General features: G+C 29.5%; 20 protein-coding genes and 2 tRNA genes. 4 read left to right on the plus strand and 18 right to left on the minus strand.

All coding sequences use genetic code 4. The annotated features are described in order from the left end of the window. Nucleotides 1-189 precede the first annotated feature (189 nt). The 9 genes from IM807_RS01930 to IM807_RS01970 all read right to left on the minus strand — a co-directional run bounded on the left by IM807_RS01930 (nt 190) and on the right by IM807_RS01970 (nt 10,766). Nucleotides 190-266, minus strand: a tRNA-Arg gene (locus IM807_RS01930). A gap of 11 nt (nt 267-277) precedes the next feature. Next, nucleotides 278-352: transfer RNA gene (locus IM807_RS01935), tRNA-Cys, on the minus strand. 384 nt (nt 353-736) lie between these two features. Further along, on the minus strand, nt 737-3,484 hold the full coding sequence (locus IM807_RS04290) for a DEAD/DEAH box helicase family protein (protein ID WP_196362880.1): 2,748 nt from the start codon (nt 3,482-3,484) through the stop codon (nt 737-739). Between the two features lie 24 nt (nt 3,485-3,508). Beyond that, the gene (locus IM807_RS01945; RefSeq protein ID WP_374958964.1) at nt 3,509-5,011 is read right to left on the minus strand and encodes a site-specific DNA-methyltransferase; all 1,503 of its coding nucleotides are present in this window, start codon (nt 5,009-5,011) and stop codon (nt 3,509-3,511) included. After that, entirely contained in the window at nt 4,936-5,319 is a 384-nt protein-coding gene (locus IM807_RS01950; protein ID WP_196362881.1) for a type III restriction endonuclease subunit M, read from the minus strand. Before IM807_RS01950 ends, IM807_RS01945 begins: the two co-directional genes overlap by 76 nt. Beyond that, complete coding sequence (locus IM807_RS03745) at nt 5,312-6,823, minus strand: site-specific DNA-methyltransferase (RefSeq protein ID WP_308699302.1); 1,512 nt, start codon at nt 6,821-6,823, stop codon at nt 5,312-5,314. The genes IM807_RS01950 and IM807_RS03745 overlap by 8 nt, the downstream gene beginning before the upstream one ends. Then, nucleotides 6,748-7,131: a type III restriction endonuclease subunit M gene (locus tag IM807_RS03750; RefSeq protein WP_230861165.1), complete on the minus strand. Its 384-nt coding sequence runs from the start codon at nt 7,129-7,131 to the stop codon at nt 6,748-6,750. The genes IM807_RS03745 and IM807_RS03750 overlap by 76 nt, the downstream gene beginning before the upstream one ends. A 423-nt stretch (nt 7,132-7,554) precedes the next feature. After that, nucleotides 7,555-7,776: a hypothetical protein gene (locus IM807_RS04460; protein ID WP_374958958.1), complete on the minus strand. Its 222-nt coding sequence runs from the start codon at nt 7,774-7,776 to the stop codon at nt 7,555-7,557. A 1,193-nt stretch (nt 7,777-8,969) separates the two neighbouring features. Next, the gene (locus IM807_RS01970; RefSeq protein ID WP_196362882.1) at nt 8,970-10,766 is read right to left on the minus strand and encodes an SGNH/GDSL hydrolase family protein; all 1,797 of its coding nucleotides are present in this window, start codon (nt 10,764-10,766) and stop codon (nt 8,970-8,972) included. A 188-nt stretch (nt 10,767-10,954) separates the two neighbouring features. Here IM807_RS01970 and IM807_RS01975 point away from each other — a divergent pair, with 188 nt between their 5' ends. Genes IM807_RS01975 through IM807_RS01985 form a run of 3 tightly spaced genes read left to right on the plus strand, consistent with a single transcriptional unit; the run spans nt 10,955 to nt 14,037 of the window. Next, nucleotides 10,955-12,913 carry a fructose-specific PTS transporter subunit EIIC gene (locus tag IM807_RS01975; RefSeq protein ID WP_196362883.1) on the plus strand — a complete coding sequence of 653 codons (1,959 nt, stop codon included), beginning with the start codon at nt 10,955-10,957 and terminating at the stop codon, nt 12,911-12,913. Further along, a complete protein-coding gene (locus tag IM807_RS01980; RefSeq protein ID WP_196362884.1) occupies nt 12,894-13,148 on the plus strand; it encodes a hypothetical protein in 255 nt (84 codons plus the stop codon). Before IM807_RS01975 ends, IM807_RS01980 begins: the two co-directional genes overlap by 20 nt. After that, nucleotides 13,141-14,037 (plus strand): type I phosphomannose isomerase catalytic subunit, encoded by an 897-nt coding sequence (locus tag IM807_RS01985; RefSeq protein WP_196362885.1) that lies wholly within the window; start codon nt 13,141-13,143, stop codon nt 14,035-14,037. Before IM807_RS01980 ends, IM807_RS01985 begins: the two co-directional genes overlap by 8 nt. Nucleotides 14,038-14,142: 105 nt before the next feature. Here the strand turns inward: IM807_RS01985 and IM807_RS01990 are convergent, their stop codons facing one another. From IM807_RS01990 to IM807_RS02020, 7 genes are read right to left on the minus strand one after another with little or no spacing between them, the layout of a single operon-like run. Beyond that, nucleotides 14,143-15,519 (minus strand): MSC_0618 family F1-like ATPase beta subunit, encoded by a 1,377-nt coding sequence (locus IM807_RS01990; protein WP_196362886.1) that lies wholly within the window; start codon nt 15,517-15,519, stop codon nt 14,143-14,145. A gap of 2 nt (nt 15,520-15,521) precedes the next feature. After that, the gene (locus IM807_RS01995; RefSeq protein WP_196362887.1) at nt 15,522-17,048 is read right to left on the minus strand and encodes an MSC_0619 family F1-like ATPase alpha subunit; all 1,527 of its coding nucleotides are present in this window, start codon (nt 17,046-17,048) and stop codon (nt 15,522-15,524) included. Further along, nucleotides 17,048-19,294 (minus strand): MSC_0620 family F1-like ATPase-associated subunit, encoded by a 2,247-nt coding sequence (locus tag IM807_RS02000; RefSeq protein ID WP_196362888.1) that lies wholly within the window; start codon nt 19,292-19,294, stop codon nt 17,048-17,050. The genes IM807_RS01995 and IM807_RS02000 overlap by 1 nt, the downstream gene beginning before the upstream one ends. Then, nucleotides 19,287-19,757: an MSC_0621 family F1-like ATPase epsilon subunit gene (locus IM807_RS02005; protein ID WP_196362889.1), complete on the minus strand. Its 471-nt coding sequence runs from the start codon at nt 19,755-19,757 to the stop codon at nt 19,287-19,289. The genes IM807_RS02000 and IM807_RS02005 overlap by 8 nt, the downstream gene beginning before the upstream one ends. Next, complete coding sequence (locus IM807_RS02010) at nt 19,757-20,623, minus strand: MSC_0622 family F1-like ATPase gamma subunit (protein WP_196362890.1); 867 nt, start codon at nt 20,621-20,623, stop codon at nt 19,757-19,759. The genes IM807_RS02005 and IM807_RS02010 overlap by 1 nt, the downstream gene beginning before the upstream one ends. 26 nt (nt 20,624-20,649) lie before the next feature. Further along, nucleotides 20,650-21,198: an MSC_0623 family F1-like ATPase-associated protein gene (locus tag IM807_RS02015; RefSeq protein WP_196362891.1), complete on the minus strand. Its 549-nt coding sequence runs from the start codon at nt 21,196-21,198 to the stop codon at nt 20,650-20,652. A gap of 10 nt (nt 21,199-21,208) precedes the next feature. Continuing rightward, nucleotides 21,209-22,762, minus strand: a complete 1,554-nt coding sequence (locus IM807_RS02020; RefSeq protein WP_196362892.1) for an MSC_0624 family F1-like ATPase-associated membrane protein — start codon at nt 22,760-22,762, stop codon at nt 21,209-21,211. Nucleotides 22,763-22,987: 225 nt separating this feature from the next. Here IM807_RS02020 and IM807_RS02025 point away from each other — a divergent pair, with 225 nt between their 5' ends. Further along, entirely contained in the window at nt 22,988-23,794 is an 807-nt protein-coding gene (locus IM807_RS02025; RefSeq protein WP_196362893.1) for a Cof-type HAD-IIB family hydrolase, read from the plus strand. Nucleotides 23,795-23,887: 93 nt separating this feature from the next. Here the strand turns inward: IM807_RS02025 and IM807_RS02030 are convergent, their stop codons facing one another. Together IM807_RS02030 and mgtE are read right to left on the minus strand one after the other, a co-directional pair. Continuing rightward, complete coding sequence (locus tag IM807_RS02030; protein ID WP_196362894.1) at nt 23,888-24,571, minus strand: hypothetical protein; 684 nt, start codon at nt 24,569-24,571, stop codon at nt 23,888-23,890. Nucleotides 24,572-24,629: 58 nt separating this feature from the next. Beyond that, nucleotides 24,630-26,093: a magnesium transporter gene (gene mgtE / locus IM807_RS02035; RefSeq protein ID WP_308699287.1), complete on the minus strand. Its 1,464-nt coding sequence runs from the start codon at nt 26,091-26,093 to the stop codon at nt 24,630-24,632. Nucleotides 26,094-26,095 lie beyond the last annotated feature (2 nt).

The raw sequence follows: 26,095 nt of genomic DNA on the forward strand, positions 1-26,095 counted from the left end.
AAATAATCAAATAATTATAACAATTTTTATCAAAAACATTTTTTTTTTTTTTTTGATAAAAAAAATCCCAAATATATTTGGGATTTTTTAGACTCACATTTTATTTTTTAATTGTTTTTGTTTTTTATTATTAATGGTGATTGAAAACAAAAGGTCAATATAAAATAAAGAACACATACAATATTTTCTTGGCGCGCCCGGAAGGAGTCGAACCCTCAACCTTTTGGGCCGTAACCAAACACTCTGTCCGATTGAGCTACGGGCGCATGGAAAGATTTGGAGGCACCAACCGGACTCGAACCGGTAAATCAGGGTGTTGCAGACCCATGCCTTACCATTTGGCTATGGTGCCGTTTTTTGTCATTGAACAACAACAAGAATATTATACCATATTTTTGAAATTATAAAAATTTTTTTACTTTTTATTATAAATTTTACAAAAAATTTGGCAAAATCATTTCACTAAAATTATACCAATAAAATCTTAAAATTTAGATTAAATTAGTAGAAAAAAGTTTAACAAAATATTTGTAATTTGAGAAGTAGCTTCAAATGTTTCAATTGAACAAACCGGCACTTTAGACCTTAATTTTGCCCATTTCAAAATTCAAGTTAAAAATAAAAATAATCAAAACTGACTAATTTTTTTTTTTTTTTAAAAAAAAAACATAAGTTAATTCGAATGGTAAATTGCAAAAATTTCGGGAATTAGAAGATTTTTTCAATTATATTTATGTTAAGATTCATAAATTGAATCCATTATTTCGTTTAATTTAATAAAATGTTTTGAGCGGTTTTCTTGACTATTTTTGCTGTTTTCAGCTAATCGCCTTAATTTACATTTCTCATAAGAATTTGATACATTAGTGGCACATCTATCAATTTCGCTAATTGATTTTTGTGAAATTTTTTTATTTAAGGATTCAATTGTGCTATAACCATAACATTCTAAATCTTCCTTTTTAGTGATGGTATCAATATAACAAACCATCGCAGTAATATGTGGGCTATTAATAGTTTTTTGTTGATAATTGCGGTAGCCAAGAAAAAAATCAAGAAATGAATCTAATATTACTTCAGTTTTTTGTGGGTTTATGTCACTTTGACTATTTTTAATTTCAATAAAAAATTGGTGACTAACTTTTAAATCATTACTTTCATCCCTTTTACCAATGATAAAATCGGGATAAATTTTTTTTAACATTCCTTCGTTATCAATGTAATTAAGTGAAGGGTTTTCGACATCAACTTTGGCTTTAGTTCAAAAAATTTCTGCCATATTTTTTCTTGATTTTTCTTGATTTTTCTTATTATATTTTTTTAGAATTTGAAAAAATTCTATCTCGGTATCAGAATCAAGAGGAATTAAATCTTTATTAGATTGTTTGCTAGACTCTTTAATTATTTTCTGATTTTTACACGCTGATTCATGTGTAAAAAAGTCATCAATTTCTGCGTGTTTATTATTTAGAATGCTACTATCCTTTCCGTTTTGCACATAAAATTTAAAAATTTGTTCTTGTGGTAGGTTAACTTTATTAATTTTGTAAGTAAATTTTTCATTTTTTATTTTCTCTAATGTTTTATTAAAAATTTTTTTAATTTCAAATATTTTTTGTTCCAAAAACAAAAATCAAAACATATTTAAACTAATTTTAAAAGGCTTAATTCCTTTATTATTAACACTAAATTTGGAAACAATCATGTTATAAAAACTACTTTCAATTGTATTTATTAAAAAGGAATTAAAATATTTTTGATATTTATTTTTTAAATCAATGACAATTTCACTTAGTTCAACAATATTATAAATTTCATATTCGGCTTGCTTTTGTGTTTCACCGTAGGTTTTTAAAAAACCGGAAATATAATGGTTTTTTCTTTCATTTCATTCATCAATTTTTTCAAGAAAATTTTTATAAATTTGACTAGATTCATAGATTTTTTTATTTAATGAATATGATTGATTATTTATTTCTTTTTTGTAAAAAAAATGAAGATTTTTTGTTGTTAAAATTTCAATTATATTTTGGCTTTGAGGTTTATTTTCCTCATATTGCTCATAATCACAATTAATAAAATCGGCTAAAATTTTAAAAACCTCAGGCTTATATTGTTCCAAAAAAGTTGGATTATTAATTAATGAAGTATTTTTGTCAAAGCCTTTTGGGAATTCATGTTCACCAACAATAATTTTTAAAGATTTGTTTTCCTTTTTTAGAGTATAAATTTTTGAATGATAATCATCAATTTTTTTATCAAGATTGCTACTATAAATAAAAAATTTTAAACCAATATGATCACGATTGTTTCTTCAATTATTGATTAATAAAGGATTTGGATTTCTTTTAATGCGGCCAAGAGTTTGGATTGTTAAATTTGGCGAGCTAACTTCGCGTAATTGTACTAGCATGCAAGCACGCGGTATGTCCCACCCGGTTGCAGGTCCAACTTTAAAAATAATGACATCAACAGGCGATAAATTTTTTGATACATCCTCTAATTTTCAATTTTTAGCACCTTTTAAATTTGATTCAGTATCATTTTCACCAAAATACTTGAAGTAATTTAGACCTTCGTTTTTGATAATTTCAATAAAATTGTTGATATCTTCATGAAATTTTTCTGATTCTTCTTTGTTTTCGTTTCGAACTTGAATTAACATTGCTGGATAAATTAGACTTAAGTATGGGTTTTCCTTATACTGCTTTTTAATTTCCTTGAATTTCTGACAAGCAGTTTTTAGAATAATTTTGCTATCAACAATTTGCTTTTCATCAAAACCTGCATTGAATTCTCGCGATGTTTTAATTAAAAGTGGGTTATCATTTTTTAAGTCATCCTCGGTTATTTCATAAATTTTGCTAAAATTATCAGGTGTTGCTGTTGTTTTTACAATGAAAGTTGCAGCCCTTTGAATTTCCTCTTCAAAATTCTTAAAATCTTTATTATTTTTGGTTTCAATATCACCAATATGAGCTTCATCACGTATATAAATTAGCTGATAATTTTGTAGCTTAATTTGGTTTTTGAAGCTTTCAAAAACGTTTTGTTCTTTCATTATTGTATTTTTTCGAAAACTAGCACCCCCTAAAATGTAAATTTTGTTGCGCTTAACCTTGATTGTAAAATCTTGTTCATTAATTTTTCGGCCACTACTCTGAACTGACGGACTTTGGATATGTTCAATTTCAATTTCATTATCATGCTCCTTGTATTCGTTAAATTTTCTATAAATTTGTCCAGGTAAATCAGAAGTTGAAACGGTACAAACGACAAAAACTAATTTTATATTTGCATTATTAAGAAAATTTTGGCGTAATTGCTTGATGAATTCAAAAATTATGAAAGTTTTTCCCGAACCTGTTGGTGCCTTTAAATTAACAAAATTTAATGAGTTTTCCATTGAATTATTGCTTAAATGTTTTTTTGCTTCATTAAATAAATATTCAATTGCATCTTTTTGGGACTTACTTGCTTTCATTTTGTTGTTTTCCTAACTTTTAATTTATTTTTGCGGCTTTAATGATTTTAGCGCTCTAATAATTTCAATTTCATAACTAAAATCTTTATTTTTTTGAATTATATCAAAATCAAATAGCATTTTTTTAAATTTTTTAGCTAAATCGATTAAGATTTTATCATCGCCAAAAACAGAAACATCATAATAATTTATTCTATAAGTATTTAAATTTGATTTAAAAGGCTTATTATTTTTGGTTCAGTCAATTTCTTTGTCTTTATCAAGATTTTGTGGGCTTTTTTGACCAAAATTTATTCGATAAAGTCGTTCAAAAGTAATTTTTTCACCAATTTGATTTTCATTATTTGTTACTAAAACAAAATTGCGATTACCGCCATCTTGTTTGTTTAACTCTAAAACTGCTTGTCCGGTTGTGCCACTTCCGGCAAAAAAGTCTAAAACTTTTGCATTTTTGTTTGGGTGTAAATTAATTAAAAATTTAATTAATTCGACTGGTTTGGGGTAGGAAAATAAATTTTTATCACCTAGAATTGAAACTAAATCCTTTTTTCCTAAACTTGTTATTATGCTTCTTGTTTTTGTTTTCTTTTTGTTATTTTTAGATTCATCATTTTTATTACTAAAATCTTCTTCTATAATAACTTCAATTATGTTGCCAAACCTTATTCCTGCTAGTCTAAATTTAATTAATTCATCATCGTTTTTTGCTTTAGGATTAAAACTAACTTTTTCATATTGCTTACGGTATGCTTTTCAATATTTTATACTTCTAACTTTGTCAATTTCTTGTTTAATCACAATAAATCCTAATTGTTTTCCTTTTTGGAAAGTTTCAAGGTTTCAAGTATAGCACCCGGTTTTTGGACTTAAAATATTTCGATAGTCAATAAATTTTGTCCCATCAGGAGCTTCAATTTCATAATCAAGTGATTTTATATATTGAAAATTTTGTGATGATGAAGTACGAAAAAGTTCTGTTAACTTATAATGGCCACGTTTTTCAAAAAATTCATCCTTAAATTTAAAATCTTTTCGTTCTTCATCTGTATAAATTTTGTAGTTAAAATCACATTTACTGATATTTTTACAATACAAAAGAATGTATTCGCTATAAATATCAATAGAATTTTGCTTTGTAGTATTGCCGCTAGGGCTATTTTTCTTGATTCATATTAAATTCGCAACAAAATTTTCCTCCCCAAAAATTTCATCCATTAAAACTTTTAAGTAGGCTTGCTCATTATCATCAATTGAGACAAAAATTATTCCATCATCTTTTAAAAGATTTTTGGCTAATTTTAGTCTTTCATTTAAAAGATTAAGTCAGCCATTACGGCTAAATTTATCACGGTAAATGAATTTTTTTGGCAAAATTTCGCTTGAAATAAAATTTCCATCACTAAAACTAGCCTCTGTATTATAAGGTGGATCAATGTAGATTATGTCGTATTTTATTGCATTTTTGTCGCTATCTTCTCTCTCTCTCTCTCTCTCTCTATTGCTAAAAGATTTTTTAGAGCATCATAATTTTCGCCAATAATTAGATGATTTTTGGGAAAATTATTTTCATTTTCAAATGAAAAATTTTCATCTTTTTCCAAAATTGCAATTGTTTTTGAATCAGCAATTGGCGTTTCATCAAAAGTAAAACCAACTTTAACACGTTGGAGTAAAAAGCCAAAAATTGATTGTAAATCCAAATTTTTTTCTGCTGAAAATTCTAAAATTTGTTTACAAATTTGTTTTTGTTCGCTGTTGAGTTCATTTTGTGAGACCTCATCAAGTATTTTAAAGAAATTTGTAAGAATTTCTTCGTTTGATTTATTTTTATTCATCGATTTCCCTTTGCGGCTTTAATGATTTTAGCGCTCTAATAATTTCAATTTCATAACTAAAATCTTTATTTTTTTGAATTATATCAAAATCAAATAGCATTTTTTTAAATTTTTTAGCTAAATCGATTAAGATTTTATCATCGCCAAAAACAGAAACATCATAATAATTTATTCTATAAGTATTTAAATTTGATTTAAAAGGCTTATTATTTTTGGTTCAGTCAATTTCTTTGTCTTTATCAAGATTTTGTGGGCTTTTTTGACCAAAATTTATTCGATAAAGTCGTTCAAAAGTAATTTTTTCACCAATTTGATTTTCATTATTTGTTACTAAAACAAAATTGCGATTACCGCCATCTTGTTTGTTTAACTCTAAAACTGCTTGTCCAGTTGTGCCACTTCCGGCAAAAAAGTCTAAAACTTTTGCATTTTTGTTTGGGTGTAAATTAATTAAAAATTTAATTAATTCGACTGGTTTGGGGAAATTAAAAACTTTTTCGGTTGAATCGCTAAAAATTTTATTAAATTCATTTGTCGCTGTTTTATTTCCAAATTTTTTACCTAAAATAAATGATTTTAGAGTGTATGATTGGTCAAATTTTTTAACTTGTATACGATAATTTTTATTCGATCCATCTTTAGGTTCGATAATAACCAGATCGTCTGCTTGTTTTTTTACGGTATTTTTTTCTCAACGTCATACTAATTGAACATTTTTGCCATTTTTTCTAGGTCAAATTTCGACAAAATTTAATTCATTATCAGGTTTTTCAACTCTTATATCTCAAAGGTTACTGTTTTTATGTGGTTTTTCTATTTTTTTTACATAAATTGGATAAAATAAATTTGGTCGATTTGAAGAATTGAACTCACCATTTGAATTCTCAAGATAATTTTGAAGAATATAGTTGTCTTTTTCTTGATCTTGATTAATTTCAGAATCATATTCAACATTTTTTTTATAATTTGGCTGTGTCTCTTGAATGGATTTGGCTTTTCTTTTGGGATATACAACCGGCATAAATTCATTAGCATAATTTTTTTCAATCTTTTCAAAAACAAATTTTTCAGTTTTATATACTAACAAATATTCATGACATATTGCAATATTTGTATTTACTTGACGACCAGAAGAATTAGAAATAATTGAGAAAGTTGAAACAAAATTTTCCTCCCCAAAAATTTCATCCATTAAAACTTTTAGGTAGGCTTGCTCATTATCATCAATTGAGACAAAAATTATTCCATCATCTTTTAAAAGATTTTTGGCTAATTTTAGTCTTTCATTTAAAAGATTAAGTCAGCCATTACGGCTAAATTTATCACGGTAAATGAATTTTTTTGGCAAAATTTCGCTTGAAATAAAATTTCCATCACTAAAACTAGCCTCTGTATTATAAGGTGGATCAATGTAGATTATGTCGTATTTTATTGCATTTTTGTCGCTATCTTCTCTCTCTCTCTCTCTCTCTCTATTGCTAAAAGATTTTTTAGAGCATCATAATTTTCGCCAATAATTAGATGATTTTTGGGAAAATTATTTTCATTTTCAAATGAAAAATTTTCATCTTTTTCCAAAATTGCAATTGTTTTTGAATCAGCAATTGGCGTTTCATCAAAAGTAAAACCAACTTTAACACGTTGGAGTAAAAAGCCAAAAATTGATTGTAAATCCAAATTTTTTTCTGCTGAAAATTCTAAAATTTGTTTACAAATTTGTTTTTGTTCGCTGTTGAGTTCATTTTGTGAGACCTCATCAAGTATTTTAAAGAAATTTGTAAGAATTTCTTCGTTTGATTTTAAGTTTTTCATCTTTGCTCCCTATTTAATTTTTTTAATATTAATATTTTATAGTTAAAATAAAATTATTAATATATTGTTTGCTTTTAATAAAAAAGTTTTAGCAAATTAGCTAAAAACTTTTTTATTAAAGAAACTTAATCAAAATTGAATGTTATTTAGTTAATTTTTACTAACAAAATAACATCGTATTTAGCTAATTTTTTTCTCCCTTGCGATTTCTCTAGTTCAATCAAAAAGATGATTTTGGAAACAAATGCGCCTGAATTTTCAATCATCTTTGTAATTGCATGAAAGGTTCCGCCAGTTGCTAATACATCATCAATGATCGCTTTTTTGGCCTAGTTTGATCATATCGACTTGAACTTCTAAAATTGATGATCCATATTCAAGATCGTAGGCAAATTCCTGAACTTCACCAGGTAACTTGCCAGCTTACCGAACCATTATAAATGGTTTAGAAAGAAAAGCGGCCGTTGGTGTACCAAACAGGAAACCTCGAGCATCGGGACCGACAATAATGTCGACATCCTTTGCTTGTGCTGTCATTTCAACAATAGCATAATTTAGAGCTTTTCCATTAGCGAGTAATGGTGAAATATCTTTAAAACTAATACCTTTCTTTGGAAAATTCTTCAACAGTTCGAATATATTCATTTAAGTTAATTATCATAACTTTCTTATATTATAAACTTTTTTCTTGTTTGTGTTGATAATTTCTAATTTTTTTCAAAATCAATTAGAAATTAAGGTAAAATGGGAATTATGATAAAAAGAAAAGAACAATAATAGTTGTTATTCTTGTTTTTAAAAGTTGGTCAAAATCACTAATTTTAGGTCGAAAGCTTACTAATAAAATTAAATCAAGATCGGTATAATAATTGCAAAAATTAGTGTTAGACTAATTAAAAAACAGAAATATTAATAAAAAATAGAAGGTATTTCTATTTTTTATTAATATTTTTTTACCTTAAGAAAAAATTCAGACAATTAGTTTTTTCAATGAATTTAAGACAGACTTTTTTAACATGTTCATTTTTAAAAAATTTTGAAGAATTAATTAACACACATAAAAACTTGGAGGTTTTATATAAACCGCTTTAAAATCTTGAGTTGGCATATCATTCAATAAATGATTTTATTTTCTGATAGGCAACAGTTGTATTTTCGAAATTTTGATCTTAAACACTAATAAATTCTCGCTGTAAAATTCCATAAAAAATTCAGTTGGTGCGTTTACAGGCGCGTTATCTTTTGACAACATGGATTGTTGGATCTCCTTCTCCTTTAAAAAACGAACAAATTCTACTAGAATTTGTTCGTTTTTTGCTTATCTTTTTTGGTTTCCTATTTTCGTCTTTTAAGTCCATCAAGAACTATTGCAATATTAATTCCGCGCCTTTTTTTAAAGAACATTTTCCATTATTTCTTGATAAATTCCACGATTATTTTTAGAAAGATCGCTAATTGTGTATTTCTTTCTTAGTCTGCGAGAAGATTCGCTTTTTCGGCAAGCGCTCATTAGAATTTTCATAGCATTATTGAAAAGCTTTTGTTACCAATTTCGTATTAAATTATTTCCATAAACATGAAAATTAATTTTTTGTGTGCAATTTTGCTATTTGATTTGCTTTTTAAATTTCTATAAATTCTTACGCAAAATGCAAAATTGCTGTTTTTGACCCTTGAGATTCAGTAATTTTGATGTATTTAATTTTCTGTTTGTAAATTTACACTGTTTAATTCTGACACACTTTATTGATGTGTCTAAAATACTAATTAATCTGGGTTTTTACACTAATTTAAATTCTAATTCTGTCATTCTTTTATTTTTAGAATATTTTTTAAAATTAAGAAGAAGAGCTCGATTTTTTAACAAGATCTTCAAATACTTTTGAAAGATTAAGATTAGAAATTATGTTGCTAATTAAATCAGAAATTAATTTATTAACTGTAATTTCTGAAGTTTTATTTTCTTTCAATTTGTTTTTCAGAAACTCATGTATTTTTTGAACTAAATGATCTAACAAATTAGTATTTGGATCCAATAAATATGGTTTGGATAGTTCGTCAATTTTTCTCAAAGCTTTAGTGATTGTATAATCTGATACATCTTTTGGAAGATTACTTGCAAGCTGACCAGCAAAATCAGCACCGGAATTTTTAATCAAAGTTTTAAAATCCAAATTTCCAATAACTTTTTGATCTAAAACAGCCAAAAATGAATCTTTAAATGAAAATTTGTCATTTCCTAGGATTTTTTGTTGCTCTGTTATAAAATCAGAAGCCTGAATGTTTTCATTGATTTTTTTAATTAATTCATCATTGGATTTTGCAATAGCTGATAAATCAATTGCTTGTGAATAGGTGAATTTTTTATCAACTATATCATCAAATTGGATGTTTTGCTTCAAATTATCATCATTTTTGTTACTATCTGATTGATTAATAGATAATTTCAACAATAATTCTTGAGCTATTTTTTTATGACCTTCAATTTGAGGATGTAAATCAAAATTGGTTGCGTTGTATTTTTGATCATTATCATTTCAAAGAGTTTTGTCATATACATCAACATAATTTACATTATTAGAAACAGAAACATCACGAATTAATGAATTTAATTTTTCAATTGTTTTGTCTAAGAATTTAACATCTAGAATAAATTCATTTGCTAAAAGGTGTCTTAAAATTTTAACCAAATCTGAATTTGGCAACTTGTAACCAATTAAGTTAATAATAAGATTAGGATTTAATTTTTTTAATTCTTTTATCAAATTATCAAGATCAATTTTTAGGGTATTAAAAATTTCTTCAATATCTTTGGTTAAAATTTTCCCTAATTCAGCCCTAATTTTCTGTTGTTTGTCATCTTTTTGTTTAGATTCACCAAGAAGTTTTTCTTGCAACTTCTTAAGTTTTTCTTCAAGACTTGCATTTGGATCAACAAATCCAGCGCCCGAACTAGAATCACTTCCTGCTTTCGGATTTTCCTTTTCATTTTTGGCAATAATATCATTGATTTTTTTTGAAAGTTGCTCATCAGGAGTTAAAAATTGACCAATTTTAGTTGCAAAGGAAAAAATATCATTAGCACCAACACTCATTGTCAAAAAATTTGCTTCTTTGACTTTTTTTATCAAATCAGGATAGGTCTGCTTATCAAAATTCCCAAAAACAGATGTTAACTCATTGAATTTTTCATTAGAATCTATTTTTTGGACAAAGGGATTCTCAACAACTTTATTACCTGGATATTTTACTGGGTCTAATAAGTGTAGTCAATTTTTAGTTGTGGACCCTGAAAAAGCTAAATTATTATAACTTACAAGTGCATCTTTTTTGATCTTTTGCAAATAATGCGCAAAAAATGCAGGATAAGAAAGGCCTGTTAGAACTCCTTTTGAATCTAATTTACCTTGGAAATCTCGATATGTTTCTTGATTAAACCCTGATGTAACTGAGTCACCAATTGCCAAATATTTAACTTTTGAAAGAACCTGTTGTTTACCTTCATTCTGCTTGCCCTCATTTACTATACAGGAAACAGCAGTTGTAAACGTAATAACAGGAACTAATCCAAACATAGAGAGTTTAAGTATTTTTTTTCAAGATGAAGACGAAAAGGTAGTGGAATTAATTTTCATAGTTCAATCCTTTCTATAAAAATTAATTATAACCCAAAAAAAAAAAAAAAACAAGTTTAAAAAATAAATTAGTATAAAAAACCAAATAATTAATTTTTTAAAACAAATTTTTTTCAAGCATAATTTTTAATGTTTTTACTTTTTAATAATATAATTATAAATAATAAATTATATTATTAAGGAGGAAAATGAAGTTTTTTACAAAGGAAAATGTTTTTCTAAAGCAAAATTTGAACTCCCAAAATGAAGTTTTCAATTTTATTGCTACTCAAGCCAAAAAATTAGCGCTAATTATTGATGAAAAAATGTTAATTAGTGACTTAAATGAGCGTGAAAAACAAGTTAGTACTGGCTTGGAAGACGAATTTGCAATTCCACACACGCAAAGTGACACTGTTCTAAAACCAAGTTTATTTTTTATTAGCACACAAAACGGCATTGACTGAAGCAGTTTTGATAAGAGTTTGGCAAAATACTTTTTTGTAATTTTATTGCCAAAAAACAATAGTGATATTGAACAAATTGAAATGCTAACAAGAATTTCAAAAATTCTTTTAGATAAAAGCCTTATTGAACAAATCAAAGAGGGCGATCTTGATCAAACTTTTTCGATCATTAATGAATTTGTTTCCATAAATATGGAAAAAAAGGAAATAAAAAGTGATAAAATTATTGTTGGAGTCACTTCCTGTCCTGTTGGAATTGCTCACACTTATTTGGCTGCAGAAAAATTAGAACAAATTTTGATTGAAAAAGGTTATAAACCATTTATTGAAACTCGTGGTTCAGTTGGCCCAAAAAATGTTTTGACACAAGAGCAAATTAATAAAGCTGAATTTGTAATTGTTGCTACTGATATTCAAGTTGACTCAAGTGCTTTTGATGGTAAAAAGGTGTTTTTCACTTCAACAAAAGAAGCAATTCACAATACTGAAAATGTTGTTAGTAAAGCAAAAAATGCAACAATTTACAAGTATAATGGCCAGAAAACGGATCAAAAAAAGGATGAAACTAGCTTTTTTAGACACATAATTACCGGGATTTCTTACATGATCCCTTACGTTATCTTTGGTGGAATCATGATTGCCTTGTCGCTTGGAATTGGAAAAGCAATTTATGGAAATAATGCTGAAGCTCCTCGCGGCGATTTTCTTTGGTGAATGCTACAAATTGGTATTGTTTCCTTTAATGCAATGATTGGAATTTTGGGCGGTTTTATTGCTTTTTCAATTGCTGGTAGAGCGGCAATTATGCCTGGTTTTGTTGTTTCCACAATTGCAAATAATTCACAACTTTTTTACAACATCGGCGGCATTAACGCGCAAACACCAATGGGGTTTATTGGTTCAATTCTCTTTGGTTTTTTAATTGGTTATACTGTCAAATACCTTGCCAACCTAAAAATTCAAAAGCCAATTAGTTCAATAATTCCAATGTTTATTATCCCAATTGGTGTCACACTTTTTTACGCAATCATCGTAATTTTCCTTATTGGTGCACCAATTGGTTGGGTTAATGATAAATTTATTAGTAGCCTTAAATCACTTTTCTTGAACAAAAATGGCATTGGAATCGGATTGGCAGTTGTTATTGGCGCGCTTTTAGGCGCGATGATTGGATTTGACATGGGTGGGCCAATCAACAAAGTTGCTTTTTTGACTTCAACTGCCCTTGTCTCAGCTCAGGTTTTTGAACCAATGGGAATTGCAGCGGCTGCAATTCCGGTTGCACCATTAGGAATGGGGCTGGCAACTATAATTTTTCGAAAAAAATTTAACAGTGAACAAAAATCATTGGGAGCCTCTGCAATTATTATGGGATTCATTGGTATTTCTGAGGGAGCAATCCCTTTTGCAGTTGCTGATCCAAAAAGAGTAATTTTTGCCAATGTTGTTGGTTCGGCTGTTGCCGGGGCGATTGCTGGTGGGCTTTCTGTTACAAATCAAGCCGGACATGGTGGACCAATTGTTGCACTTTTAGGCGCAATTGGTTCAAATATTCATGGAACAGGTCTGGGAATTGCCTTTTTCTTTTTAGCTGTAATTGTTGGCTCAATTGTAACAATGCTAATTTATGGCTTAAGCAAGGATAGGAAAATTTTTTCATCTTTTACAAAGAAGGTAAAATATGCAATTAAAAAAAGATAAACTTGGTTTTTTTATTTTACTAACAATAATAGTAATTTTACTAATTACAGGTGTTGTTTTAGTTGTTCTTGGAACTCCTAATTACAAGCAATTTATTCAAAAAAGCACAAATTTTGAGACTATTTCTACCTTTGTTTATGGAATTGTTTGCCTTGTTAGTATGCTTTTATTAACAATTTTTGCTGGTTTAATTTACAATAGCAACCGCCTTATGAAACAAAAAACTAATGAATAAGCTTTTCTACTTCTTAAAGCCCTATTTTTCCGAAACAATTTGGGCTAGTAATGAACTTAAAAATTATTTTCAGACCAACAAAAATGTTGGTGAAGCTTGACTTATTAGCGCCTTAAGGGGTAAACAGTCTTTTGTTCTTGAACTTCCACTTGATCAATTTTATCAAGAAAATCCTGACTTTTTCAACTTTTATCCAGCAAAAGAATATCCAAATCTACACAAAATTATCAGTGCCAAAGCTGATCTTAGCATTCAAGTTCATCCAAACGATGATTTTGCGCGTCAATTTAATTCTAAAGGGAAAGATGAATGCTGATTTGTTTTGAGTGCAAAAAATCCTTTTGTGATTGGCGCAAAAGCGCTTACAATAGAATCATTTTTCCATAATTTGCAAGAACAAGATCTTGAAAAATGAAAGCAAATTCTTGTGTACAAGAATTTGCAAAAAGGTGATTTTTGTTATATTCCCGCAGGATTAATTCATGCAATTCCCCAAGAAACAACTGTCTATGAATTACAGCAAGCAAGTGATATTACCTACCGTGTTTTTGATTATAATCGCCGCGATCAAAATGGTGATTTGCGTGAACTTCATCTTGATAAAGCAAGGCAAACAATCAATCTGAATACCAAAGCAATTATTGTTAAAAATCAAGAAAAATTAGTGCAAAATAAATATTTTAATCTCAGCAAAATTGAACTAAAAAATACATTTACATTGCAATTTGACAAAGAAACTTTTTGGTTTGAAGCAGTTATTGTTGAAGGCGCTGGAGAAATTAACAATGAAAAATTTCAAAAATATGATGCAATTATCATTAAAAATCAAAAAGAAATTCCTATTGTTTTCAAGGGAGAAGCAATAATTTTACTTAACAAAATTAGATAAATTTGGCAAATTTACCAAAACCATTATAAAAAGCACAGAAGTAAGAATTACTTCTGTGCTTTTTATATACAAAATACAAACTTTTTATTGTATTTTTCTTAAATTTTAAACTTCTTTTTTATTAGCAAGATCGTCAACTGAACCAATAAAGGCAAATTCAGAAGGTGAAATATCTAAAAATTCGCCATCGATAATTCTAATTACTGAATCAATTGTTTTTTCAAGTGGAACGTAAACTCCCGGTTCCTTTGTAAATGAAGCCGCCATGAAGAAGTTTTGGGTGAAAAAGTTCTCCAATTGGAGTGCTTTTCGCACAATCACTTTACTTTCAGCATCAAGTTCATCAAAACCAAGAATCAGAATCACATCTTCTAAATCCTTGTATTTTTTCATAATTGATTTGGCAGCAATAATTGCATTAAAATGTCTTTCACCAATAACATTTACAGAGACGGAGTTTGAGGTTGAAACTAGTGGATCAAAGGCAGGAAAAATATTTCTTGACATTTTGTCACGTGAAAGCACAAATGATGAATCAAGGTGAGTAAAAAGCGAAATCGCCGCTGGATCAGATAAGTCATCCATTGGTAGAAAAACAGTTTGGAAAGATGTAATCGAACCATTTTCATTTTTGTAAAGACGATCTTCAATAAAGGAAACATCCGAATCCATTGTTGCATGGTAACCACCAATGGAAACATTCTTTTCAAGAGCAGAAGAAACCTCATTAGTTGCTTGAATAAATCGGTAAATATTATCAATAAACAATAAAACATCTTCCTTTTCATAATCACGCGCATATTCTGCAGCTGTAACACCCATTGGCACAATCATTGATCTTGCACCAGGAGTTTCGTTCATTTGGGCAACAAACATTGTTGATTTTTCCATTAAATTTGACTCTTTTAGTTCCAAAAAGAGTTCAAGACCTTCACGGGAACGCTCACCAGAACCAACAAATATTGAAGAAACTTTTTGTCTTTGTTTGGAAACATTAAAAATAATTTCCTTCATTAAAACGGTCTTTCCAACTCCAGCTCCACCAAAAATTCCGATTTTATAACCTTCAAAAATTGGCACAAAAAAGTCAAGCGCTTTGATTCCAGTTTCAAGCAATTTGTGGCGAACCGAAAAATTTTCCTTTGTGACATTAATTGTTGAATTAATTGGAATTGTTTTTGGCCGATATGATGAAGTGTTTTGTGATGTAGCCAAAATGTTGAAAACTTGATTTTTGGCTGATGGTCCAACCGGCACCTGCAAAAAATTCAATGTATTGAAAACTTGATGTCCAACAGCAATTGGTTGTGATTTTGCAATCACAATTGCACGTACTGTGTTTGCATCAAGAATTTTTTTGATCACTAAAACCGTTGTTTTTTCATGCATTAACAAAGCTTGCTCAAGCTGAATTTTTTCAAGATCAGTAGAAAACTTGATCTCCGCAACATTAGTTCAAATTTGGGAAACAACACCAATCATTTTTATCTACCTCCAAGATTTTTTGCTTTTTTAATAATTTCATTTAAAAAAGCTTCTTCCATTTTTGGAAAAACAAGTGGAACATCCAATTCAGTTGTTGTTGATTTTGCCAAAAACTGATTAACAACAGTGGCAAAATAAGAAGCTGCAAGTTCATCATCAACAAACTCATTACTTGTATATTTTTGAAAAATTTGTTTTGCAAAAGGATCGTTTTCAACTAAAGCTTGCACAAAATGAACAACTTTGGTAGGGTCAGCAACATCTTTTAAAAGTCCTCAGGAAATAATTTTAATTCCCATCAAAACACTTTTTGGTGAATAATAAGAATAACCCTTTTGTACTAAAAATTGCTCAACTTGTTGACCTTTAAAGAGTAAATCAGAAGTTTCCTTGTTAAGATCATAATCTAATTTTGCCAACTTAATTTGTTTTTGATAATTATAGTAAAGTGAGGAAATTTCCTTGGAAATTGCACGAATATTTTTTGCTTGGATCGAGGATCCAGTACGGGAAACTGAAAGCCCGATGTTAATTGCCGGGATTTTTCCTTCAGCAAAAAGCGCTGAAGAAGTAATAATTTGCCCATCAGTAATCGAAATCACGTTCGATGATACAAGTGAAGTGATGTCGTTGTCAACTGTTTGTAAAATTGGAAGTGCAGTAATTGATTTACGACCAATAAATTTACCTGATCTTTCAAGTAGCTTTGAGTGAGCAAAGAAAATATCAGCTGGAAAGGCCTCTTTCCCAATTGGTTGATTTGTTAAAAGGGCAACTTCACGTCAAACACTTGCGTGTTTGGAAAGATCATCAAAAACAACAAGAACGTCGTAATTATAACTTAAATTTTCAGCATGTGCCATCGCAAAATAAGGCACTAAATACTGGTCAAAAGGACTTGTTGAAGGTGCATGAATCACAATTGTGTTCGCCATGGCATTATTTTTAACAAGATCATGGTAAAGTGCAACTAAATTTTGTCTTTTTTGACCAATTGAAACATAAATACATTTTGTTGTTGGCGAATCTTTTTGATTAATAATAGCATTAATTCCAATATGTGTTTTTCCTGTTTGGCGATCCCCAACAATTAATTCACGTTGACCAAATCCAACGGGGTTGAAAAGATCGATTGCTAAAATTCCAGTATAAATTTGGCGATCAAGCAATTCACGTTGTAAAACACCAGCAGCAGTTGCAAAAGCGCTGTGGCGCTGAGGTAAAAAATTAGTTGCTGGACTTGAAGATGGTTCAATAATATTCCCTGCCAAGTCAATGATTTTACCAAAAAAACTCATTGAAGTAGCTACTTTATCAAAATCAGGAATTTCAACAAGTTCATCATTGATTTCCACTTTTCCTTTTTGATTGTTAAAAAGTAAATAAGCTTGTTGGTATGATGCTTGAATCACGACAGCTTTAATTTGTGGTTTGTTTTTGATTTGAAAAAACTGTTGTTCTTTCCAATTATATTCTCCTTTTACAAGAATAACATAATCTAAAACTGATGCAATTTTTAGTGCCATTATTTTTCTCCTTCTATTGAATTTATTTGTGCTTTTCTTTTATAGACCACAAGTCTAGTCACAATCGCCGTGCTAACTAAAAGAAAAGTAACTACACCAACGGCAAAATAACCCAAGTTATCACTCATTCACTCACTGGCATTTTGTGAATTGTATTCCTGAATTAAATCAGCAAAATTTTGTACTGGATCAATTTTTTTCTTTGGATCTTCATCAGATCCAGAATTAGGTTGTTTATTCTTGTCTTCCTGACCAAAATAAACAACTTGACCTAGAATTTGGTTCAATTGATTAATTTTTCGACCTAACTTTGTCATTGCCAAAAATGAGGTTACTAAATTTGAGGACAATTTGTAAGATTCATTATGAAATAAAGCAACTTTTTGGTGAGCTTGGGCAAAAAAACGATTAATATCTTCGCGAGTTATGTTTAATTTTTGAAGATTTTCATCAATAAGTTTTTGTTTTTTTGCCTGCTCTTCTTTGTCACCGCGAGGAACAAAAAGATCCTGAAGTACAATTAGGTTTAGAAAATAAATTAAATAATAATGTGCTCAAGCTTTGTTATTATCAATTTCTGATTTTTTAAGGTATGCTAAAAACTGAAATTGTGAAGCCGAAAATACTGTTGAAAATGAAGAACCAACATAATCAGCAGCTAATTTTTTTTGAGCATCAAGGAAATCTTGATTATAAAAAACCTTTGTAATTAGGTAAAAAAAGTTGTAAATAGTTGCTTGTGAACCTGAAGAATAATAACGAATTTGGTCAAAAGTGAACTGATCTTTGACATTAATAGTGGCAAAAAACTCATCAATTACAGCAGTTACACCTAAATTCGAGTGGTATAAATTTGCAGTAATTGCTTGTTTTTGTTCAGGGGTTGCATCATTTGGAAAATCAGTGTAATAATCAGTTTCATAAACTTTTTCAAACTTGGTTTTATCAGTTGATTCGCGGACTTTGTTAACAAAGTCAGTAATTTTCACAGTGGCTTTGATTTTCCCGCCATCACCAATTGAAACTGACTGAATATTGTATTTAAAACGTGAGTTAAGTGGGTTTAAAAAGAAGAAAATTTTCTGTTTTTCTTCAGCAGAAGTTGTTGATGCATTAAATAAATCAACAACATTTTGGTTTGACAACAAGGCATATTCAGGAGCAACAATTGGTGGCAAGTCAGGTGCAATCCGCACTTCAAATTCCGGTTTTTGAGCAACATCAGGCGGGTTTTGGTTGGTTATTTTCTTAATTGCAAGATTAATTTGTTCTTGGGCTGACTGCGAAGAACTCGGATTTGGAAGTTGATTTAGAGAAAAATCAAGCAAAAGTGATTGTTTTTCAAAGTATTTTTTGATTCAATCATCTCAGGAATTAATATTTTTACCCTCAACTCCTTTTGGTTTTGAAAAAAGCAAAAGATTTTCATCACTGTCAACTTTGTCACTGTTCAAATTTAAATCAAAATTTTTCTTGTAAACAGGAAATTCATCTTCTTTAAAAAGATATTGTTTATAACCAGATTCTAGACCCTGAAAGTAGGTTTTAATTCGCTTTTCGAAATCTGCGCCTTTCAAAGTGTTAGGAACTTCAGTTATTTTTTCAGTTTTTACACCACTAATTTTTTCATAATTATCATCATCATTTGACCCTCATTCAAGACCTTTATAAGACTCTTTTTCAAAACTAACATCGCCACGTTTTAATTTCAAGTTATTAGCAAAGGCATATGGAGTAATAATATTGAGGCCAAATTTTTTTGGATCTTGCTTAATTGCTTGTTGATTTTTAGTAAAATAGTATTTTAACTGAATTCAAAAGAAACTTTGTTGCAATCTTTCTTCTAAATTTCCACCAGTTTTTGAGGCAATGTCAGCTAATTTAATTTTTATATCGTCAATTACTTTGGTGATAAAATTGTCAATTAAGTAAGATTTTTGCACATTTCATCAGTCTTTATTCTTTTTTAAATCATCATCGTTGATTGGATCAGCCTTTTTTGGCGCAATTGATTTTCCAGGTTCTTCTGAAGAAGGTTTGCTAGCTTCAGAACCTCCGTTTTCACTGCTTGGGCTAGTTGTAGTTGACCCTGAAGAATCAGAAGAACTTGAACTACCTTCAGAAGGCTGTTCCTGTGTTAATTGAATACCTGATGAAAGAAAAGCAAGTGGACTAAGACTAATGATTGGTGAAAAAAGAAGGAAAATAAGGGCTTTTTTTAGCTTTTTTCTTTTTTTATTAACCATATTGCACCTCCGTTTTCACAAGAAAAAATAATTCTCTAAGTCGATTTTGTTCATTTATTTGGTGAGTTAAATGGTAATTTTTGTACAAATCAAGGTTGGCGCTAATTTCAAGGTTGGCCTGTAACTGCAATTTGCGCACCAAACTTGTTTTTTGCTGTCTTAAAGATTTTCTTTGAACATAAAACTCTTTTTTGTCAGTTTTGTAAAAAACAAGTTCTTCAAAAAGGCGTATTGAAACTGAATCTTCAAGTGAAAAAAGTAGTGAATTATGGGCAAAAAAATAAAAAATTCCACTAGAAATTTCAATTTTAATGAGTGAAAATTCCAGATTTGAAACCAAAAAAGGTTCAAGTGGTGCAAAATATTTTTCCTGTTCAATATTGATGAAAACTTTACATGATTTAAATTCAATAGTTTTGTTTTCGCGAGTTAAAATGCGAAAATTCCAAAGCTTATCTACCATTAGAAAACTCCTTTTGGCCGTGGTTTAATCAAGTTTAGCTCTTCGATTTCTAATTCACGTTCAATTTTGAGAATTGTTGTTTTCAAACGGTGAATTTTTTCTTCAATTTCTTTTAAAAGTGTATTTTCATGAATTAGCTTGTTTTTGTAAACAATAAATTGTGATTCAAGAAGTAAAACCTGAACAGCGGAAGCAAAATAAGTTGAAAGTTGAGCCTGATAAAATTCATCAAAACTTGGGAAAAAGCGTACTTTTTCGGAGTTTTCCTTGATTTTTTCAAGAACTTGTTGGTTTGTTTCCATGCGAAATTCAAATTGGTTTAAAGGGAAAATTGTGGCGATGAAATTCGGAATTTTAGTAGAATAAACAGCCATTTTGACACTTGAAAATTGACGAGTTTTTAGACCATATTCAATAATTTGGGAAATTTTCAGTGAATTTTCAAAGGAATTATCCAAATTTTCAAAACTTGTAAGACTTTGTAAATTACGCGAATTTGCAAACGCAATTGCACGTGCACCAAGTGGAATAATAAAGTCGTTTTCAGAAAAATTTTCTAAGATTTTTTTTTCAATTTGGTCAAAAAAGTTTTGTGTGTATTTTTCATTTGAAGAAGGGTAAATTCATAAACAAGAACTTTCTTTTGCAAGGGTTTTTTGGGTTACAAATGACATTTTACTCATTAAAGAACGTTGTGGTGTGAATTTTTCAAGAAAATATTGACCAACTAGAAAAAATTCATAAACATTACGAATTGTTTTCAAAAGTAAATTAATTTGAATCAAAGAAATATTACGATTTAATGAAACCAAATCATAAATTTTGATAAAATTAGCGCGTTTTTCCTTTTTTTCATTTATATTCATGATTTAAAACTTTCCAAAACCAACAATTATTTTTGATCTTCTTGATTTTCTGTGTTTTCAAGACTTGAAGCCAATGAAACTTCACTAAAAATTACTTTAAGTGTTTGTGTTTGGGGATCGCTGAAAACAATACAACCCTCGACAACTTCAACAAGCCGGTTCTTTTTTGTGATAAAATCCCATGCCAAAGTGTTTAAATTAGCAAGGATTGCTGAAAAACGAGAGTCAGTGTTATCGGCAAAAAAATTATTTGCAAGAACATTTGTTGACTCTTTTTGAGCAATAATGGGAACTAAACCTCTTGTTCCAAATCGCGAAGATCTTTGTCAGGAAATCACAAAATTTTTGAAAACTAGCTCAGAAGTGGCTTTATAAGCGGCAATTACTTTTTGTTGATACTTGTTTTTCATTGAAGAAGTTGCTTTTTGGGAAGAAACAAGCAAAGTAAGATTCATTAATGCATCAAAACTAATAAAATTTGGTTGATTAATGAGATCGTAGTAATCACGGAATTCTGCCTTGTTATCAATTGCGACAGCTTCCGAATTCTTTTTTTGTGAAGTAAAAAATTTCATATTATGCTCCTTATAACTTTTTTTTCATATGTTTTGTTGGCGAATCTAGTTCAATTGCTGGATTTTCAATAACCACAGCTTGCTTTTTGAATTTTAAAATTAAAACATTTTTGGTAATTGCAACAAATAAATTTGCAAAACAGAAAATTGCCAAAAATATTGCCAAAGTACCATGAAAATAATAACTATAATCAATGTAAAAATTGTTTGATAAACCTGATTGGTAATCTTCTTTTTTAATTTTAGAAACAGCGGCAGTGTAAACTTCAATATTTACCAAGAAAATCAAACTAAAAATTGTATACAAGGCAATGAAAATAGCTGTTAAGAACTTTAATCAAGTAGCAAATTCAGGGTTAGATCTAACAAAAATAACATAAATTAATAAGAAATAAACAATTTGCGCTAAATTTATTCAAATAAGCTCGTAAATAGTTATACTTTGATAGGAACTTGCAAAACTTGCAACAAAAGAAATTAACAAAAAGAAAGCGAATAAGCTAACGCGATAATCCTTAATTTTTTGCTTCAAAGAAGTAAAATTAATCAAAGTATAAATAAGTGCAAAAACAAAAAGAGACCCGATTCCAATGAACATTGGTAAATAATTTGGTTCAAGATTAACACCAAAAGGTAAAAACTGAACAAAGGCAAACATGGCATAAATGTTGACATAAACATGATAAGCCAAAACCCCAAAAATAACAAAAATTAACACTGACAAACTTGAAACTAATTTCTTTAGTCCCCACCAAGTTTGTCGATAAAAGTAGATTTGTGGGCTAAATGCGAGTAAAAAAATCACAAGCCCTGAAACCAAAATCCCGATTAAAATAAAGGAATTTTTCACTTTTCCAACTTCAGTAATGAATGTGTGAAGTCAGTCAGCAACCGGGTTTTCGTAAGTTACTTTACCTTGTTCAGAAAAAACCATTGAAGCAAAAATACCAGTTAAAATGGCTGCAAGTAAAAAAGTTGCTCCCAAGCTCATATGCTTAAAAAGGAGCAACTTTTTATAATTATAGTTAATTTTGTCATCCTTCTTGCCAATTCAAAGTCAAATTAAATAATCAAAGATAATTAACAGAAAAATTTGCAATGAAAGAATAAAAATATAAGTTCAGTTTGTTGTCAATCAAACAAAATAAACAACAATGTTAATTGCAAAAAGGGCAAAAAAAGTTGCAGCTACAAGGTTTTTTTTCAGTTCTTGGCCTAATCGAAAATGTTTTAATGACTTTCACAAAAAAGCAATGCTAAAAAATAAAAGCAAAACTGATCTTGTCATTCTCGGTGCCAAAAATTCACGAACTTCTGGTTCAATTGGATTAAAAAATAAGGAAATACTTGAGACTCCCGGAATTGGTGGCGCATCAGTTTCCTGGCTAATGTTATTAATATTTAACAAGGAACGTGATGAATCAAAGAAAATTCCGATGCTCAAGCCAATAATTAAAAAAGCAATCAAAGCACGTACTAAAAATTGCAAGTGGCTTTTCTGGCCACTTGCAACAGTGTTTGTTTTTTTCTGTAAGGTTTGATTAACTTTTACAGTACTTTCCATTTCTAACTCCTTTCATTGTTAAATATCCAAATATTCAAGGTATGAGTATATTATACTTTTTTTTTTTTTTTTCTACTAAAAATTTAAAAAATTAATTGTGATTGGTATTTAAGGTCGATAAAATCAATCTGAATTAATTATGTGAAAATAAAATTAGACCATTTCATGTTACTAAACTAAATATTTTTTTCTTTTTTTAAAAATTAAACCTTATAATTTTAGCAAATGAATGGTAAAAAATTAGTATTTAGTGATATTGACGGCACATTGTATTGTGCAAATTTTCAAATTAGCGAAGAAACAGCTAGTTTTATTAAAGAAAACAAAGATAAACTTATCCTTGTTCTAAACACAGGAAATCCGCTGGCTTCACGAATCAAAAAGCTAGCGAAAACACTAGAAATCCGCTACCTTTTAACTTCCAATGGCGCTTTATTTAGCGATCTTGAACTTAATAGTCACCAACTTGTCAACGGTGAAATTGATTTTGAATCACAAAAACAAATTTTTGCAATTGCCAAAAATTTGGATTTGCAACTCAACTTTTGAAATCAGAGCCATTATTTTGCTTTTAACGCCAAAAAAGAAAATAACGGCTTTTTTGATTACCCTCATCTTGAGGGTGAAAAAGAAGTAATTTTCACTGACTCTTACCAAAAAAACATCATTAAAATGGAGCTGATTGGTGAACAACACAAACTTGAAAAGGCACTAAAAAAACTAGGTGAAAACCCTAATTTAGAAAGTATTTTGATTAAAAATTTGAGTATTGAAATTAGCAAGAAAGGGACTAACAAGGGCAATGGGCTGCAATTTGTAAGCGCATTTTTTGGTTTCAATCATGATGAAGTAATGGCAATTGGCGATAGTCCTAATGACATTTCGATGCTCAACGTTGCTGGATTTTCCTATGCAATGGCAAATGGTTCTTTCAGTGTTAAAAAAGTTGCCAAATTCCACACTAGCAGTTGTAATCAAGAAGGTGTTGTGATGGCAATCAGGGATTTTTTTTATCGCACTAAGTTTAAATAAAAAGGGAAAAATTTTCAAAAAAAGTGATTTTTAGACACTTTTTCCTAAATTTTTCCCTTTTTTTAATTTTTTTTCAAGTTTTTCTTAATACAATTAGAACCAATTGATTTTCACAGGCTGGTTTTTTGACTTGATAAAATAAATTTGGTAAAAATAAGCAATCATTTGAATGGTTGCAATCAGAAGACCAATTGATTGAAAAATCAACGCTGTCAGAAGATCAGGTTTTGAACTCAACGAAAGCGACTCGTAAATAACTCAAGAAAGGTTCAAAAGAAAAAGATTAATTATGAAGAAAATTGGGATAAAAACCAAAGTTTTTTGTCTGATTCCGTTGAAGGTTTGTGGCAAAAATGCAATGTTAACACAAAAGCCGGAAATAATTCCAAGGTATTTTGACGCTGGAAGCAGTTGTTTTTGAGCGAAAACATTTGTGACATGAAGAATTCCGGCTAGCAACACACCTGCATAAATAAGCAATGCTAAAACAATGAAGATAATATTTTGTGAAAAACGGCTTTTAAGGGCAAAAAAGTAAACCTGCAACAAGAAAATTACAGTTGTAAGGCCGCTTAGGACCTGGGTTATGATCATTTTTAAATCAGAAACAGCTAATCCGAAAAAAGCAAATGAAAAAATTCCAAAGTAGTAAATTCACCAGCTCAAATGTGAAACTTTCGGTGGTTTTTTGGTGATAAAAGTGTTACTCACAAGTGGCAAACCAATCGTCCCAGTTAAAATTGTGGCAATTCAGCCAATTATATCAATAAAAATCATTTACAAAATCCAATCTAGTTTATTTTTAAAAAACCTTTTTCAAATTAAAGGTTTTTGATTAGATCAAAAGGAAAACAACAATTGTAACACCAAAGAAAATTAAAGTCGAGACTGAGTCAGTAACAGTTGCCAAAATTGGTGCTGACATCACAGCAGGATCACGTTTAATTCATTTTCCAATCATCGGAATGGTTGCACCCAAAATTTTTGAAAAAATAATAACAATAAGAAGTGAAACTGATGAGGCAAACGAAATTATCAAAATGTAATCACGAACATTAAGGCCAGAAATTGAATTTGCTAATACAGTGGTGGTATCCTTAATATCGCCTGTAAAAGTAAAGTAAAGTACAAGTCTGACAAAATTTAGAACCATCAAAATCGTTCCGATCACAAGACCAACACTAATTTCTTTTAGTAGAACCTTGCGAAAAAAATTGGCCCGTGAAATTTCTTTCAATGAAAGCGCACGAACAATAGTTGTTGCTGACTGCGAACCAGCATTTCCAGCAGAACCAGAAATAACCGGAATCATTGAGACAATTGTTGTAATAAAGGAACCAAGGCCGATTGAACGGATAACGTTGTTTTCAGAAATTGCATTTGTGAATTCCTGAATGATAAACTGTGAAAGTGTCGAACCAAACATTAGAATTATCAGCCAAAAAACCCTTGATTTTACTATCTGTTTTAGGGTTGTTTTAATATAGGAATCCTCAATTTCTTGAGGTGAAATCCCGGCTAATTTATAAATGTCACTTGTTGCTTCTTCCTTGACAATATCAATCATGTCGTCACTTGTAATCATGCCAATTAATTTTTGGGCAGTATTGACAACTGGCAAAACTGAAAAGTCATTTTTGGAAAAAACATCAGCTGCATAGTCTTTTTGATCTGTTGTAAGTAAAAAGGGGACCTGAAAAATAATTTCAGTAATGTTCAAAGTTGGTTCAGAAAAAACAATATCCTCAAGTGTTGTTGCACCAATTAATTTTTTGTGATCATCAACAACATAATAATAGTGAACTAATTCTGAAATATCTTTGTAATAACGAATTTTTTCAAGAGCTTCTGCACAATTAAACTGATCAGAAAGATAAACAATGTCAACTGACATAAAAGCACCAATTTGGTTATCGTTGTACTGCAAAAGTTGATTTACCTGTTTACGAGTTGTTGAATCAATATTGCGCAAAATTCTTTTGGCAACATTGTCAGGAACTTCGTCAAGCAACTCAACAATTTCGTCAGCATAAAGTTCATCCAGCAATTTGTTCATCATCTCGTTTGGCAAACTAATGACGATTTCAGTCTGAATTTCAGGTGAAAAATAAGTAAAAATTTCACCAGCAGTTACAGTTTCAAGCATTCTAAAAAATAAAAGACGGTCAAAGGGATCAAATTGTGAAACTTCTTCGGCAACTTCTGAAAGTGGTTTCTGAGCTGTGTAATTACGGACTTGGTTAATTTTTTTGTTATTTACTAATTCAATTAGTGTCAAATTAGAATTGTTTTTTGTCACTT

It is taken from the genome of Mycoplasma sp. 'Moose RK' (genome assembly GCF_015708155.1).
GTDB lineage: Bacteria > Bacillota_I > Bacilli_A > Mycoplasmatales > Metamycoplasmataceae > Mesomycoplasma.